The sequence below is a fragment of the Achromobacter sp. 1011791174 genome (genome assembly GCF_059760925.1).
The window spans coordinates 58,960-72,707 of sequence record NZ_JCBANH010000025.1; the positions used below are offsets into that span (position 1 = coordinate 58,960).

15 protein-coding genes are annotated in these 13,748 nt (G+C 69.7%); 13 read left to right on the plus strand and 2 right to left on the minus strand.

The features are described 5' to 3' along the window. Window positions 1-101: 101 nt before the first annotated feature. Window positions 102-1,157, plus strand: a complete 1,056-nt coding sequence (locus AC6LJ5_RS11665; RefSeq protein ID WP_498140537.1) for a hypothetical protein — start codon at window positions 102-104, stop codon at window positions 1,155-1,157. A gap of 8 nt (window positions 1,158-1,165) precedes the next feature. Here the strand turns inward: AC6LJ5_RS11665 and AC6LJ5_RS11670 are convergent, their stop codons facing one another. After that, complete coding sequence (locus tag AC6LJ5_RS11670; protein WP_498140538.1) at window positions 1,166-1,579, minus strand: rhodanese-like domain-containing protein; 414 nt, start codon at window positions 1,577-1,579, stop codon at window positions 1,166-1,168. A gap of 106 nt (window positions 1,580-1,685) precedes the next feature. Here AC6LJ5_RS11670 and ftrA point away from each other — a divergent pair, with 106 nt between their 5' ends. Further along, complete coding sequence (gene ftrA / locus AC6LJ5_RS11675) at window positions 1,686-2,684, plus strand: transcriptional regulator FtrA (RefSeq protein WP_103276571.1); 999 nt, start codon at window positions 1,686-1,688, stop codon at window positions 2,682-2,684. A gap of 15 nt (window positions 2,685-2,699) precedes the next feature. Here the strand turns inward: ftrA and AC6LJ5_RS11680 are convergent, their stop codons facing one another. After that, a complete protein-coding gene (locus tag AC6LJ5_RS11680) occupies window positions 2,700-3,899 on the minus strand; it encodes an acyltransferase family protein (RefSeq protein WP_498140539.1) in 1,200 nt (399 codons plus the stop codon). A 139-nt stretch (window positions 3,900-4,038) separates the two neighbouring features. Here AC6LJ5_RS11680 and AC6LJ5_RS11685 point away from each other — a divergent pair, with 139 nt between their 5' ends. From AC6LJ5_RS11685 to AC6LJ5_RS11735, 11 genes are all read left to right on the plus strand, one after another. Further along, window positions 4,039-4,344, plus strand: coding sequence for a metalloregulator ArsR/SmtB family transcription factor (locus AC6LJ5_RS11685; RefSeq protein WP_392410802.1), 306 nt, complete (start codon window positions 4,039-4,041; stop codon window positions 4,342-4,344). Next, the gene (locus AC6LJ5_RS11690; RefSeq protein ID WP_498140540.1) at window positions 4,341-5,033 is read left to right on the plus strand and encodes an SdpI family protein; all 693 of its coding nucleotides are present in this window, start codon (window positions 4,341-4,343) and stop codon (window positions 5,031-5,033) included. Before AC6LJ5_RS11685 ends, AC6LJ5_RS11690 begins: the two co-directional genes overlap by 4 nt. A gap of 361 nt (window positions 5,034-5,394) precedes the next feature. Then, on the plus strand, window positions 5,395-5,661 hold the full coding sequence (locus AC6LJ5_RS11695; RefSeq protein ID WP_103275293.1) for a hypothetical protein: 267 nt from the start codon (window positions 5,395-5,397) through the stop codon (window positions 5,659-5,661). Beyond that, entirely contained in the window at window positions 5,661-7,043 is a 1,383-nt protein-coding gene (locus AC6LJ5_RS11700) for a hypothetical protein (protein ID WP_498140541.1), read from the plus strand. The genes AC6LJ5_RS11695 and AC6LJ5_RS11700 overlap by 1 nt, the downstream gene beginning before the upstream one ends. Next, entirely contained in the window at window positions 7,040-7,663 is a 624-nt protein-coding gene (locus AC6LJ5_RS11705; RefSeq protein WP_498140542.1) for a pilus assembly protein, read from the plus strand. The genes AC6LJ5_RS11700 and AC6LJ5_RS11705 overlap by 4 nt, the downstream gene beginning before the upstream one ends. 155 nt (window positions 7,664-7,818) lie before the next feature. Next, window positions 7,819-8,490 (plus strand): hypothetical protein, encoded by a 672-nt coding sequence (locus tag AC6LJ5_RS11710; protein WP_498140543.1) that lies wholly within the window; start codon window positions 7,819-7,821, stop codon window positions 8,488-8,490. Beyond that, window positions 8,487-9,344 (plus strand): Flp pilus assembly protein CpaB, encoded by an 858-nt coding sequence (cpaB, locus tag AC6LJ5_RS11715; RefSeq protein WP_392410806.1) that lies wholly within the window; start codon window positions 8,487-8,489, stop codon window positions 9,342-9,344. Before AC6LJ5_RS11710 ends, cpaB begins: the two co-directional genes overlap by 4 nt. After that, complete coding sequence (locus AC6LJ5_RS11720) at window positions 9,335-10,714, plus strand: type II and III secretion system protein family protein (protein ID WP_498140544.1); 1,380 nt, start codon at window positions 9,335-9,337, stop codon at window positions 10,712-10,714. Before cpaB ends, AC6LJ5_RS11720 begins: the two co-directional genes overlap by 10 nt. A 49-nt stretch (window positions 10,715-10,763) precedes the next feature. Further along, the gene (locus AC6LJ5_RS11725; protein ID WP_103276567.1) at window positions 10,764-12,401 is read left to right on the plus strand and encodes a TadA family conjugal transfer-associated ATPase; all 1,638 of its coding nucleotides are present in this window, start codon (window positions 10,764-10,766) and stop codon (window positions 12,399-12,401) included. A gap of 143 nt (window positions 12,402-12,544) precedes the next feature. Continuing rightward, window positions 12,545-13,078, plus strand: a complete 534-nt coding sequence (locus AC6LJ5_RS11730; RefSeq protein ID WP_369869705.1) for a type II secretion system F family protein — start codon at window positions 12,545-12,547, stop codon at window positions 13,076-13,078. Between the two features lie 27 nt (window positions 13,079-13,105). Then, window positions 13,106-13,669 carry a type II secretion system F family protein gene (locus AC6LJ5_RS11735; protein WP_103275288.1) on the plus strand — a complete coding sequence of 188 codons (564 nt, stop codon included), beginning with the start codon at window positions 13,106-13,108 and terminating at the stop codon, window positions 13,667-13,669. Window positions 13,670-13,748 lie beyond the last annotated feature (79 nt).

The following is a 13,748-nucleotide window of genomic DNA, read 5'->3' on the forward strand; positions in this document are numbered from 1 at the left end:
TGCTCAAATCTTGACTGTTGGCTTGCATCTCGATGCGCCGGATCTGTCTATGATGACGATCCCTTTTTCGGGCAGGTGCCGTGGCTGCCATGACATTCCGTATGCGTCGTCGTGTCGGGCAGATCCGTCCGTGGCGGCGCGGCGCGGCCCGCGCCGCGCTGGCGTTGCTGGCGTCGCTCCTGCCGCTGGCCGCCCCGGCGGCGCAGGCGCAGGGCTCCTGCCTGGAAATCGTCCTGCTGGAAAAAGGCGGACGCCTCGCGTTGCGCGCCAGCGATGGCAAGACCGCCCTGACCGTGACCAGCGAGCGTTCCGTCAATGCCATCGCCAAGGAGTTCCTGAAGGTCTATGAGGCGTTGGATGGCAACCAGGGACTGGATGCCAGGTTCGATGCCAGGCTGGAGCTGCTGTCGGTGGAATTGCTGGGGCCCTTGCGCCCGGCCCTGAGAGAGGCGGCTTGCGTGGTGTTCGAGATCAACCCCCGCTTCCTGCATTTCGCGCTGGATCTGCTGCCGGTGGACGGCGAGCCCTTGTTCCTGGTCAAGCCGACCGCCTTCGCCCTGTCCCGGCCATCGCCCACGGCAATCGAAGGGCCTGCCGTCGGCGGACCGCTGCGCGGCCTGATTGTGCGCGATCCAGAAACGGATCCGGAGAATGGCGCGGGCGAAGCGCAGCGCTTGTTCCCGGCGTCAGACCTGTTGCACATCGAGCAGGCCGATCCGCGCATGTTCGCGCACGCGGACTACGACTTCCTGCTGATCAGCGCATACGGATCGGTAACGCCATCCTGGGGATCGGCGCCGGCGGACGAGGATGACGTCATCGAGCTGGGCGAGCGGGACATGGAGGCGGACGCGCTGGACGGGTCCCGGTTCAAGCTGGTCTATCTGGATTCGAGCCAGCTGGGCATCAGCGAATCATTCATCGCGTCGGCGCGCCGCAATGGCGTCCGTCATTTCCTGGCGCCCCTCATCAACAACGAGGCCGGCAATTCGTCCACGCTCATGATCCGCTATTTCTTTGGAGGCTTGAGCCAGGGCCGCTCGCCGATGGACGCGCTGTTCCAGGCGCGCCGCGGCATCCATCAGGAGTTCCAGGGCAAGGCAGGCCGGACCGAGCGGCTGTATTACGCCTATCCGTTCCGGCTGTATTTGCTGTGACCGCCGCGTCAAACCGGCGCGTCCCGCTCCAGGGGAAAGCCTTCATCCATCCAGCCGGTGATGCCGCCGGCCATGATCTTCACCGGATAGCCCAGGCGCGCGAGCGCGGCCGCGGCACGGGCCGCGCCGTTGCAGTGCGGCCCCGCGCAGTACGTCACGAACAGCGTGCCGGCTTCGTATTGCTGCCGCATGCGCGAGGCGATGATCTTGCGCCGCGGCAGGCTGAGCGCGCCGGGCACATGGCCTTGCGCATAGTTCTCCGGGCTGCGCACGTCCAGCAGCACGAAGCCGGGATCAGCCTGCTGGCTCAGCGCCTCGTGCGTGTCCCAGCAATCCGTCTCGAACCGGAACGCAGCCTCGAAATGCCGGATGGCCTCATCGGCGGGGGCGGCGGGGATCTGGGTCACGGCATTGACTGGCATGTTGGGGCTCCTGGTTCGGGATGAATGCGCAAGCGCGCGCAGGCCCTATTGTTGTCGGCCGCGCATGAGCGGACAATTGGCGGATTCGCCATTTATCGATCAAATCATGCCAAAACCGAAATTGCCCCGGAAACCGCTGAATCCCCTGGTCGCGGCATTGGTGTACGACGGCTTGTGCGTTTTCGAATTCTCATGCGCGGCCGAGGTGTTCGGCCTGCCCCGGCCTGAGTTCGGCGCCGACTGGTACCGCTTCGAAACCTGCGCCGTCGGCAGGCGCAGGGTCAGGAGCCAATACGGCCTGATCATGGAAAGCGATGGCGGGGTGGACAGGCTGGCGCAGGCCGGCACCATCATCGTTCCGGGTTGGCGCGGCGCTGACGAGCCGGTGCCGGCCGCCGTGATCGACGCCTTGCGCCTGGCCCACGCGCGCGGCGCGCGCCTGCTGTCGATCTGTTCCGGGGCCTTCGTGCTGGCGGCGACCGGCTTGCTCGACGGCAAGCGCGCGACCACGCACTGGCGCTATGCCGATGCCCTGCGCAGCCGGTATCCGCGCATCCAGGTCGATGCGGACGTGCTGTATGTGGACGAGGGGCAGCTGCTGACGTCGGCGGGCAGCGCGGCGGGCCTGGATCTGTGCCTGCACCTGCTGCGTCGCGATTACGGGCCGGCCAGGGCCAACCAGGTGGCGCGTAGGCTGGTGATCCCGCCGCATCGCGAGGGCGGTCAGGCGCAGTTCGTGGAGTCGCCGGTCGACCAGGAAGAGGGCGGTTCGCTGGCCCCGGTGCTCGATGCGCTGCGCGCGCGTATCGACCAGCCCTTGCGGATCGCCGATCTGGCCGCGAGCGCCGCCATGAGCGAGCGCACGTTCCTGCGCCGCTTCCAGGCGGCCACGGGCATGACGCCGGCCGATTGGATCGTGCGGGCCAGGCTGGATATCGCGCGCGAGCTGCTGGAACGCACGGGGCTGTCCATCGAGCAGATCGCCACGCGGACGGGGCTGGGCACGGCCATGACCATGCGGCATCATTTCCGCCGCAAGATGGGAGTGAGCCCCACCGAATACCGCCGCCAGTTCGGGCAGAGGGAGGGCGTGGCGGTCGCGTAGCGCGGTGGCAAGGGTTCAGGCGCGCATCCGCGCCTGACGCCGTCGGGGCAGGCCGCCGGTCAGCTGCGTGAGCCGGCGTCGCATGGGCGTGGAATAGTAGCGCGCGACCAGGCTGCCCAGCAGCGCCGACAGCAGCACGGCCAGCGCCGCACTGGCGCTGAGCGCGGCCGAGCACCAGCCGTCGGCCGCGATGGCGTTGCGGCACGACACCGAGGCCAGCAGCATCACCGGGAACATGTGCGTCAGATAGATCTCGTAGCTGTTCACACCCATCCAGCGCAGGAACGCCAGGCATAGCCCGGGCGGCTCCAGGCTCGGCCTGCGGCGGCTCCAGGCGATCAGCAGCAAAGCCGCGCCGATTTCCAGCGCCGTCACGTTCAGGCCGGCGCCGGTCAGTCCCAGCGCGTAGGTCGCCTTGCGCAGGAAGAACACCAGCGCGAACAGGACGCCGCCGCACAGCATGAACAGGCGGGTCGGCACATGGCGCGCGCGGGCGCTGTACAGCGCGGCCAGGCAGCCGATGGCGATGCCGTCCAGGCAGGAAAGATAGGAGTGGTCCGCCCAGATCTCGTTGTCGGTGAAGGCGACGCGGGCGAACGGCCCCAGCGCCACGAACAGCAGCAGCGTCAGCTTCAGCAGCCGTTCTCCCGTCGCCAGCGCCAGCATGCAAAGCAGCGGAAACGCCAGGTAGAACGCCTCTTCCACCGACAGCGACCACAGCACGTTCCAGGCGGCGGGCAGATAGCCTGAGCGGGCCTCCAGCCAGTTCAGGTGCATGCCCAGCGCGGCCAGCGCAGCGCGCGCGAGGCTGGTGGTCTCGATGACGAAACCGGGCGCGTCCAGCCCGTGCAGCGCCGCCAGCACGATCAGCAGCAGCAGCAGGCAGGGATAGATGCGCGCCGCGCGCCGCAGCAGGAAGGCGCGCCAGGGCACGGCATCCAGGGATCCCCAGCGTTCCAGCGCCGAGCGCGTGACGAGGAATCCGGAGATCACGAAGAAGATGATCACGCCGTAGTAACCGCTGCGGAACACGATGTTGAACAGCGTCTGGGGCAGCATGCTGGCGAGCAGGCTCTGCTCCTGCGGCATGTGGATCTGGATGTGCAGCAGCACGACGCACAGCACGGCGCAGCCCCGCAAGGCGTCGATCGCCGGCGTGCGCTGCGCGTCCATGCTGATGTGCGCCAAGGCTGCCGACGGACGGTTGGCTGGCATGGGTAGTCGGGTGGGGGGTGTGCAGCCCCCATGCTAGCCAGGCATTCGTGATGGGATTGGCGGACTCTGTATGGATTTTGTAATCGCGATGGCCTTGCGTCTTGAAATTAGGATTTTTCCAAATTAATATTTTTCCGAAATGAACGACACTTTCAAGGCACTCTCCAACCCCATCCGCCGGGAAATCATCGCCGCTTTGCGCGCCGGGCCGATGGCGTCCGGCGATATCGCCCGGCTGTTCGACATGAGCTGGCCCACCATCACCGGGCATCTGGCCGTCTTGAAGGATGCCGGGCTGATCGAGGCCGAGCGCGCCGGCACCTCGGTCCGTTATCGGCTGGTCTCCGGCGCGTTCGAGGATGCGCTGGCGTTCCTGCTGGATCTGGCGGGAGCGGGGCGCCCGGGTGCGCGGGCGTCCAAGACCAGGAAACCGGGAACATCATGAAAAGCGTGGAATCATCGGACGGCCTGCTGGGCAAGGGCGTTTATGCGCTGGTCGCGGCGCAGGTCGGCCTGGCCGGGTACATCGCCCTGTTCGGACCGCAGGGGCCGTTGCCCATGCACTTCGACATGCACGGCAATGTCGACCGCTGGGGCGGCAGGCTGGAGGCCGCGGGCGTCCTGCTGGGCTTCGCCGTCCTGACGCTGGGCCTGGAGCGCATGATGAAGCGCCTGCTGGCGCGCGCTGACGTGGCGGCCGGCACCCGCAAGTCACTGGTGGCGGCCCGCGTCTGCACGGCGCTGGGCTTTGCGTTCGTGACCGCGCTACTGGCGGCGCTGGGGCTGGGCCGGGTGCAGCCGGGCGCGGACCCGCTCTGGATCGCCCGTTGGGGGCTGGTGCTGGCATGGGTGGGAGTCCTGGTCGTGGGCGCATTGCTCGGCAAGGCCGGGCCCAATCCGTGGGTGGGCCTGCGCGTCTACTGGACTCGGCGCAGCCGCCTGGCCTGGGAGCGGGCCAACCGCATGCTCGGCCACATCTATTTCCTGGGCAGCCTGACCGGACTGGCGCTCTTGCCCATCGTGGATGAAGCGCACGGCTACGCACTGTTGCTGGCCGTGGTCCTCGGCGGCGCGCTGGTGGCCACGATAGAAAGCTGGCGGGTCTGGCGCGCGGATCCCGAGCGACAGGCTTGAGGCCGGCCGGGGCAGAGGCACCGGCATGCGGCGCAATGGCGTCCCCGAAATGGAAGAGCGCCCCAGCTCTGGATGAGTCTGAGGCGCTCCTGCCCGGCTTCGCACACGATGGGTGTCAGACAGCCCGGCGAGTCCAATCTACTGCCGGGGGTGGTGGCCAGCAATAGGGAAAACCCCAGAAAATCAGGGTGTTACACGTCCCCATATGGCGGGGCGCGGGCCGTGGCCGGCTGGCGGCGGCAGCCCGGATTGCTGCTGTCAAGGCGAGCGGGCCGGTTTTGTCCGTCTCGGCATGCGCGAATGGTCGGGCGTTCGCGCGCCGCCGACACTGTGGATCCCTACACAGTGTCGGAGAACGGAAATGCGGCGCAATTTGAAGCGGCAGGCGGGCCAGGGCATGACCGAATACATCATCGTCGTGGCCCTGGTGGCGGTGGCGGCCATCGCGGTCTATCAGTACTTCGGCCAGGTGGTGCGCGCGCAGGTCGCGGCCATGGCCCATGAGCTGTCCGGCGAAGACGGCAGCGCGTCGCTGCGCGCGGGGCGGCAGGCCGCGCAGAAGGCAGCGGGCGAAACCCGGGCCGTGTCACTCAAGGCCTATGGCGGCAACGTGGCGGGCGGCAAGTGATGGCGCGCCACGGCCATGCGTCGGCGCAGCGCGGGCAGGCCTTGGTCGCGGGCCTCGTCCTGCTGGCCGGCGCCGTCGCGGCGCTGGTCGCCATGCACAGGCTGGGCAGGATCATCGAGCAGCGCGTCCGGCTGACCCACGCCGTGGACGCGGCCGCGTACAGCGGCGCGCTGCTGCAGGCGCGCCACCTCAATGCCATCGCCTATGCCAATCGCAGTCAGATCGCGCATCAGGTTGCGATGGCGCACCTGGTCACGCTGGCCGCGTCGGCGCGCTACCTCGATAGCGCGCAGGCGCAGGCCCGACGCCGCAACCCGCCTCCCAGTCTGCTGGGTAATCTGTTCGGCGCCCGCGCCGGGCAGGCTTATCGCGACATGCAAGGCCTGCCCGGCGCCGAGGCAGGCCTGGCGGATGCGCTGGCGCGGCACGACGCCGTCGTGCATGGCGTGCTGGCGGATGTGGCGGCGGCCGAGGCCCGCGACCTGATCGCCGAGCGCGACCGCATCATGTCGCGGGTGTTGCATGCCAGTTTTTCTGGCGAGCAAGCGGATGGGACGCACACGGTCGAAGCCGTCGACACGCCGCTGGCCGGTCTGAGCCTGCGCGTGCTTGATGACAGCGCGGCGGGATTCATCGAACGCATCGCGCCCGGCTCCGGCTCCGGCCTGGCCGACGCCGCGCGGGCGGCGGCGCGGCGCTACGGTTTCCTTGCGTCTCGCGATGCCACCCGCAGTGGCGCGACGGCGGTGCTGTCGTCGTGCCCATCGCTGCGCAACGAGCTGCGGCGCGGCGGCGCAACGTGGCTGGGGCCGGACGGCCGTTGGGCGGCAGTCGACACGCAGTCCTTCCACGCCCTGCGCAGCAATCGATGGATCGGCTGCTATTTTCGCGAGTACGCAATGGGTTGGGGCATCGCGCTCGATGGCGCCAGCCCGCCGCCCGCGAGTCTGCGCTACGCGGACGCGCCACCGGCGGACTTCTCGCAACAGGACTTCTGGCGCTGGGTGCAGGCCTTTGCGGGCTGGGACCTTGTGGCCGGGACGGGCAATCCGTTGGCGAATTCCTACGGCATGGCCCAGGGGCGGCAAGCGGCCGGCTCGGGGCTGCCCGCGTACCACGATATCGCGCGGTCCAGGCGGGGGCTTCCCTTGAGTTTCACTGTGCAGGCGCGCCTGGCGCCGAATGGCGTGCCGGAAACGGCGCGGCCGGGCAATCCGCATGCCCGGACCATCATGGCGTCCAGCACGGCGCAGACCTATTTCGTCCGGCCGTCGCCGAGCCCGGATGGGCGAGACGAGCTTGCCACCTTGTTCCGCCCGTATTGGCAGGCCCGGCTGGCTGCTGCCGGGCCTGCGGAGGAAGGCCAGGAGGGCAGGCCATGAGGGACGTGTGCCTTCCGCTTGCCGCGCAACGCGGGCAGGCCTTGATCGAGTCCGTGCTGTTGCTGTCCTTGCTGACGTTGTTGCTGCACGCCGCGCTGGGCCTGGGGCGGGCGCAGCTTGCGGCCATGCAGCTGGGCAATTCCAGCCGCAAGGCCGCCATGACCGCCGCGCGCGGGCAGGCCATGTCCTTGCACGACGTGCGCAATGGCGTGGCCCTGCGCGGCGTCGCGCAGGTGGCTCGCGGCGGATCCGCGTCCGCCGCGAGCCAGTCCATGCGCAACGATTGGTTGGGCGAGGCCCGGCTGGTGCAGGTGCGCGCCGATACGACGGTCGCTATGCCACCGCCGTTTTCCGGTTTGCGCATCAGCCGCCAGGTCCAGGTGCTGAGCGGGGCGGGACATGCACGGGATGATGCGGACGCGCAGCGTCGTGTCGGCGCCGCGAGCCTGTCGTGGCGGCGGGTATCGCAGGTTTCGCAGGAACGCGCGCGCGCCATGGGTCAACTGCTGGAGACGGCCGAGTCCCCTTGGGGCCGGCCCGCGCTGTCCATGGACTGGCTCGCGGCATGGCATGACGTGGCAACGGCCGACAGCCTGTTCGCGGATGGGGGGCGGCCGTGAGGTTACTCCTGTCCCCGTTCTTTGCCACATCCTGCGCACGGGGCGGCGCACGCGCGGCGTCACGCTTCGGCTCCGTGGCTGAAATATGCCGCCGCGCGCTGGCCGCGACGTTGGCCTTGACGGCTGGCGCGTTGCCCCGCGCGGGCGCCCAGACCGTGCAAGCCTTGTGGCCGGATGCGGCGACTCGCGGGCTCGTCACCGATGGCATGGCATTGGCGGTTACGCGGCCCGCAACGCCTGCCGACCTGCAGCTGGCCGCCGGTGCCCGGCGGCAGTGGTTGGCCGACCGTCTCTGGCTGTATGGCCAGCCGGCGGGCGTGCTCGTGTTCGACACGCCGCAGGACGTGCCGGAACTCATACGTTCGCTGTCCGGGCAGCAGCCCGCCCTTGTTGATCTACATGTGTTGCCTGGACAGGTTTTGCTGTCGGGAAAGGTGGGCGACGCGCAATGGGTGGCGCAGATGGAAGCCGTGGGAGCGCGGCGTACCGTCGGCAGCATTTCTCAGGTCCGGCTTGGCGCGCCGGCCGCTTTTGTGCCGCCCGCCTTTGTGCCGCCCGCGTGGCTGCCTGCGGACGCGAGCCTGAAGCTGGATTTTGAAATCCATGAAGACGGCCGCCGCGTGCGGGAACAGATCTGGCGCAGCGCCTTGTCCCCGCGTCGGGCGCAGGCCTTGGCGCAGCGTCGCCTGCGCGACGCGGGTTGGCGCGCCGCGCGAGTTCCGGCAGGCGCGGCGCAGCGCTGGGAACGGGACGACGCGGCATTGCAATGGACCGCGACCCCGGTGGAACAGGGCAGCGGCATATGGATCAGGAGCTGGACACGATGAAAACCCTGTTGATGCGGGCGTGGCGCCGTTTTGGCGCCTACGGGCTGGCGCTGGCAGCGGCCCTGGCCACGGCCTGGGCGGTGCGCGAACATGTCGGACAAGGCGAGCCCGAGCCGGTGGCGGCCAACGCGCCCGTTGTCGAACGACTGGTCGCGGCCGAGGACCTGGCGGCGGGCACGCGGCTGGACGAATCGCACCTGCAGCGACGGCAGGTTCCCGCGGCCTGGGCGCCCCGTGCCAGCCTGGATCCGCTGGCGGCGCAAGCATTGCTGGGCGCGGTGCTGTCAGCGGATATCGATGCGGGCGAGATCATCCTGCCGGCACATCTGCTGGGCCAACCCGCCGGGCAGGCGTCGACGGCGCCTGCGGCGCAGCTTGCATTGCCAGCAGGAATGCGCGCCTTGAATGTGACCGTCGCCGATCTCGGGCCGTTGGCTGGCCGGCTGCGCGTGGGCGACAGCGTCGACGTCTACGCATCCTTTGTCCACGACGGCAAGCGCAACGCCGCTCCGGTGCTGTTGGCGGCCCGGGTCCTGTCCGTCGGCGCGCCGGCCGACGATGGCGCGCCGGACACGGCGAACGCCATGCTGGCGGTCCGCCCCGAGGATGCCCTGCGCTTCGTCGCTGCCCGACAGGGAGGCATCCTGACGGCCATGCTGCGTCACCGGGACGACGCGGTGGCCGTGGGCGACGAGGATCAGGCCGATCCGGCCGCCTTGCAGGGCATGCCCGCCGAATCCCCTCCGGCGGGCGGCGTTGTCATCCTCTACGGAGACCGGCTGGACGGCCGGGCGCCGCGCGGTGCGGGCGACGGATACGGCGTCGGGGCAGACGGGGGTGCGACATGGCGCTGAACCGTTATCGGCTGGCCGCCATGCTGGGTCTGTGTGGCTGCCTGGCGGGCGTTCAGGCGCAGACCATCCTGGTGGAACTGGAGGTGGGGGAAAGCCGGGTGCTGTCCCATCCGGGCGTGCGGCGCGTGGCGGTCGGCAACGGACAGGTATTGCGCGCGGCCGACGCCGACGGGCAGGAAATCGTCATTTTCGGCCGCGCCGAGGGCGAGTCCTCGGTGCTTGTCTGGACGGACGCTGGACGGCCCAGCGCCTATGCGTTCAGAGTCGTGCCGGCAGGCGTGGCGCGCCAACGTGCCGAGGTCGAGGCGCTGCTCGCGCGCATTCCGTCGGCCCGGAGCATGCACGTCGGCGGCAGCATCGTCATCGAAGGCGACGATCTGTCCGACCAGGACCGCGCCCGCATCGCCGCGCTGGCCGAGCGCTATCCGTCAGTGCTGGACCTCACGGGACAGGTCGGCTGGGACCGCATGGTGCTGCTGGACGTGCAGGTCGTGGAGATCCCGACCTCGCGCCTGCGTGAGTTCGGCCTGAAGTGGGATGGCCTGACGCAAGGCGGGGTGAATGTCGGGCTGGCCTGGGACGGTGGCTCCACGAGTCGTCTGGAGCGGCCCGGCGAATCGCCGGTCGCCACGAACGGCCCTGTTTCCAACGCGGCCGGCTATTTTGGCGTCAATGCGCTGCTGTCGGCGCGCCTGGCCTTGCTGGCGCAGCGCGGCGAGGCGGTCATGCTGGCCCAGCCCCAACTGCTGGCGCGCAGCGGCGCCAGCGCGACCTTTCTGGCTGGCGGCGAATTGCCCTATGTGTCCACGGATGCCAATGGCAGAAACGCCACGGTGTTCAAACCCTATGGCGTATCGCTCAAGATCACGCCGCGCATTGACCGCAACGACGTGATCCGTTCACTGATCGAAGTCGAGGCGAGTTCGGTGGACACCAGCCTGAACCTGCCGGGCGGACCCGCGCTGCGCATGCGCCGCGCGTCCACCGAGTTCAATGTCCGATCCGGCAGCACATTGGTCATCGGTGGCTTTCTGTCGCGCGAGCAGGGCCGGGACGTGAGCGGTTTGCCAGGGTTGCTGGACGTGCCTGTGCTGGGGGCTTTGTTTGCGTCGCGTCGCTATCAGTTGCGCGAAACCGAGCTGGCGATCTTCGTGACGCCGCGCATCGTGTCCGCGCAGGATCCCGGCCTGGCCGAGCGGGCGCGACGCGGCCGGGACCTGCTCGACGCGGCGTTTCCCGACCCCCCGCGTCTGGGCACCTCGTCCCTGGCCGCCGACCCTGACCCGGCGGCGGGGTGGGACCCCTACCGCGGCCCCGGGTCCCAATGGTCGGACGCCGCTGCCGTGCGTGCGCCGCACAACCAGGAGTGATGCCGTGCTGGATATTGAACTGAACTTTCCCCATGCCGCGCCGCGCCGGATGAGCCTGCCGTCGCCGGTGCTGGTGGGACGCGCGGCGCCTTGCGGGCTGCGCATTGCCCATTGGCGCGTGGCGCGCAGGCACGCGTGGCTGCGCGCCGTCGAGACGGGCGTGCTGCTGGAAGACCTGGATTCGCTGTCGGGAACCCTGCTCAACGGCGCCAGAGTGGAGCGTCTGGCGGCCGTGCTGCCGGAGGACGATATCTTCATCGGGCCATGCCGCCTGCGGGTGTCGCGTGGCGCGGTCCCTGACGTGCAAGTGCCTGTGGCCACGCCGGCAGGGCCGCATTCCGGCGCGGCGCCGCTGCCGCGCGAAACCGACATCCTGCTCGAGTCGGCGTTCGCATCCAGGCTGGCGCATCGCCGGCGCCTGCATGCCGCGCTGCTGGAAGCGCTGGACCTGCGGCGGCGCGACCTGGCCGGCGTCAGCGATAGCGCCTTGCGCGCCGAGGCGGGGCGGTTGCTGACGCAGATCGTCGCCGACGATCAGGACATGCCGGCGGGCGTCGACCCTGCCGCGCTATGCCAGGAAGTGCTGGACGAGGCCGTGGGCCTGGGGCCGCTGGAACCCTTGCTGGCCGCCGCCGATGTGACCGAGATCATGGTGAACCGCCACGACGAGATCTATGTCGAGCGGCAAGGTCGCCTGTACCGCCATCCGGCCGCGTTTTCCAGCGAGCAGTCCGTGCGCTGGGCGATCGATCGCGTCGTCACGCCGCTGGGCCGCCGCATCGACGAAGCGGCGCCGATGGTCGACGCCCGGTTGCCGGACGGGTCGCGCATGCACGCCATCATCCCGCCCGCCGCGATCCGGGGCGCGAGCCTGACGATCCGCAAGTTTCCCGGGCGCAGCCTGACGCTCGATGCGCTGACGCGTGGCGGTTCGTTGAGCACGGCCATGGCGGCCTTCCTGGCGTTCGGCGTGCGAGCCCGGCGCAACCTGATCGTTTCGGGCGGCACGGGGTCCGGCAAGACCACGCTGTTGAACGTGCTGTCCAACGAGATTCCCGACGCCGAGCGCGTGATCACCATCGAGGATGCCGCAGAGCTGCGCCTGGAACACGCGCACCGGGTGGCGCTGGAGGCGCGTCCGCCCAACGCGGAAGGCAAGGGCAGGATCGACATTCGCGAACTGGTGCGCAATGCGCTGCGCATGCGGCCGGACCGGATCGTCGTCGGCGAATGCCGCGGCGGCGAGGCGTTCGACATGCTCACGGCGATGAATACCGGTCACGAAGGTTCGCTGACCACGTTGCACGCGAACTCGCCGCGCGATGCGCTGGCCCGCCTGGAAGCCATGGTGCTGATGGCCGGGCTGGATCTGCCTCTGGCCGCCGTGCGCGAGCATATCGCCGCCAGCGTCGACCTGATCCTGCAATCGGCGCGCCTGGCCGATGGCCGGCGCCTGGTGACGTCCATCGTCGAACTGACCGGCATCGAAAGCGGCCGCATCCAGCTGCAGGAGCTGTTCCGTTTCGATCGCCGGCAGGGATTCGTGGCTTGCGGCGTGTTCCCCGCTTTCGCACGGGTTGGAAACGAGATCGGAGGCCTGTGCGACCCTGCCTGGTTTCAGGCGCCGCCATCCGAGGCGGTCGACGGCGCGAGTCGTCCGGGCCGAGGCATGGCGGAGCGGCCATGACCGGAATCGCGGCCGGACTGGCCATGTTCTGCGTCGCGTTGCTGGCAGGGCGGATGCTGGCAGCGCGCCGGCGTCGAGCGGCACGGGCTGTCCCATGGCCCTTGAGCGCCTTGCACCGGGCTCGGATCCGCCGGCGCGCCAGCATGTTCGAACGGCAGCTGTCCGTGGCCTTGCCGATGCTGAGTTCCTCGCTGCGCGCCGGCGCCGCACTCAACACGGCACTGCGCCATCTGGCCGAGAACGGCGAGGCGCCGTTGTCGCAGGAGCTTGGCCTGCTGCTGCGCGAGCAGCGGCTGGGCATCCCCTGGGATGAGGCGCTGGCCCGGCTGGAACAGCGGGTGCCGTCCGAGGCAACCGCCCTGACCGCCGCGGCCTTGCGTATCGCCACGCGATCCGGCGGCAATCTGGCCGAGGCGCTGGACCGCATCGCGGACACCTTGCGCGCCCGTTCGCAGTTGCAGGCCCGGCTGCGGGCGCTGACGTCCCAGGGGCGCATGCAGGCCTGGATCGTCGGCGCCTTGCCGGTGCTGCTGCTGGCGGTGCTTTACCTGCTGGAACCGGCGATCATGAACCTGCTGTGGCGCACACCGGCCGGCTGGGGCGTGCTGGCGCTGCTGGCCGCGCTGGAGACCGCTGGCGTGGTGCTGATCCGGCGCATCGCAAGGATCGATGCATGAGGCGCCGCTCCGTGCTCCGAGGCAGACATGCCGCCTGATGTCGCAACGGCCGTCGCAGCGGGTTGCGCGGGCTGGCTGACGTGGCTGGCATTGCGATGGCTGGGGGTGGGGCGGACGCGCAGGCGGGCAGCCCGCCTTGCGCGCGACATCGAGCGCGGCCTGCCCTTCGTGTTCGACATGATGGTCCTGTGCGTGGAAGCCGGAATGAGCGTGCAGGGGGCGCTGCAACTGGCCGCGCGCAGCGGTCCGCCGGGCCTGCTGCGTGACGCGCTGGACCGCGCGCTGGTCGAGATGCGCGCCGGCGTGCCGCAAGCGGTCGCGATCCGGCTGCTGGCCCGGCGCAGCGGCAGCACCCTGGCGGCCCACTGGGCCGTGGCGATGGCGCAGGCAGAGGCCCTGGGCGCAAGTCTGGGGCCGGTGCTGCGCACGCTGGCCGCTCATGGCCGCGACGACAGGCGGATCCGGGCGGAGCAGATGGCCTTGCAGGCGCCGGTGAAAATGCTGTTGCCGCTGATCGGCTGCATTTTTCCCTGCACCTTCATCGTGCTGGCCTTTCCTGTCGTGGTGCAGCTGTCGTGGAGCCTGCCTTGACACGCCGGGCGCCGCCGATGGCGCGGCTCCGGCTGCTGCGGGTGGATGGTTGGTGGGGGCGGATGCGGGGGCTGGCGTG

Bases quoted from the DNA above. Each gene is read 5' to 3' on its own strand.
- cpaB (WP_392410806.1), top strand. From the start codon at position 8,487: ATGAAAACCCTGTTGATGCGGGCGTGGCGCCGTTTTGGCGCCTACGGG.
- AC6LJ5_RS11690 (WP_498140540.1), top strand. From the start codon at position 4,341: ATGAAAAGCGTGGAATCATCGGACGGCCTGCTGGGCAAGGGCGTTTAT.
- AC6LJ5_RS11700 (WP_498140541.1), top strand. From the start codon at position 5,661: ATGGCGCGCCACGGCCATGCGTCGGCGCAGCGCGGGCAGGCCTTGGTC.
- AC6LJ5_RS11725 (WP_103276567.1), top strand. From the start codon at position 10,764: ATGAGCCTGCCGTCGCCGGTGCTGGTGGGACGCGCGGCGCCTTGCGGG.
- AC6LJ5_RS11720 (WP_498140544.1), top strand. From the start codon at position 9,335: ATGGCGCTGAACCGTTATCGGCTGGCCGCCATGCTGGGTCTGTGTGGC.
- AC6LJ5_RS11685 (WP_392410802.1), top strand. From the start codon at position 4,039: ATGAACGACACTTTCAAGGCACTCTCCAACCCCATCCGCCGGGAAATC.
- AC6LJ5_RS11665 (WP_498140537.1), top strand. From the start codon at position 102: ATGCGTCGTCGTGTCGGGCAGATCCGTCCGTGGCGGCGCGGCGCGGCC.
- AC6LJ5_RS11730 (WP_369869705.1), top strand. From the start codon at position 12,545: ATGTTCGAACGGCAGCTGTCCGTGGCCTTGCCGATGCTGAGTTCCTCG.
- ftrA (WP_103276571.1), top strand. From the start codon at position 1,686: ATGCCAAAACCGAAATTGCCCCGGAAACCGCTGAATCCCCTGGTCGCG.
- AC6LJ5_RS11705 (WP_498140542.1), top strand. From the start codon at position 7,040: ATGAGGGACGTGTGCCTTCCGCTTGCCGCGCAACGCGGGCAGGCCTTG.
- AC6LJ5_RS11735 (WP_103275288.1), top strand. From the start codon at position 13,106: ATGCCGCCTGATGTCGCAACGGCCGTCGCAGCGGGTTGCGCGGGCTGG.
- AC6LJ5_RS11695 (WP_103275293.1), top strand. From the start codon at position 5,395: ATGCGGCGCAATTTGAAGCGGCAGGCGGGCCAGGGCATGACCGAATAC.
- AC6LJ5_RS11670 (WP_498140538.1), bottom strand. From the start codon at position 1,579: ATGCCAGTCAATGCCGTGACCCAGATCCCCGCCGCCCCCGCCGATGAG.
- AC6LJ5_RS11680 (WP_498140539.1), bottom strand. From the start codon at position 3,899: ATGCCAGCCAACCGTCCGTCGGCAGCCTTGGCGCACATCAGCATGGAC.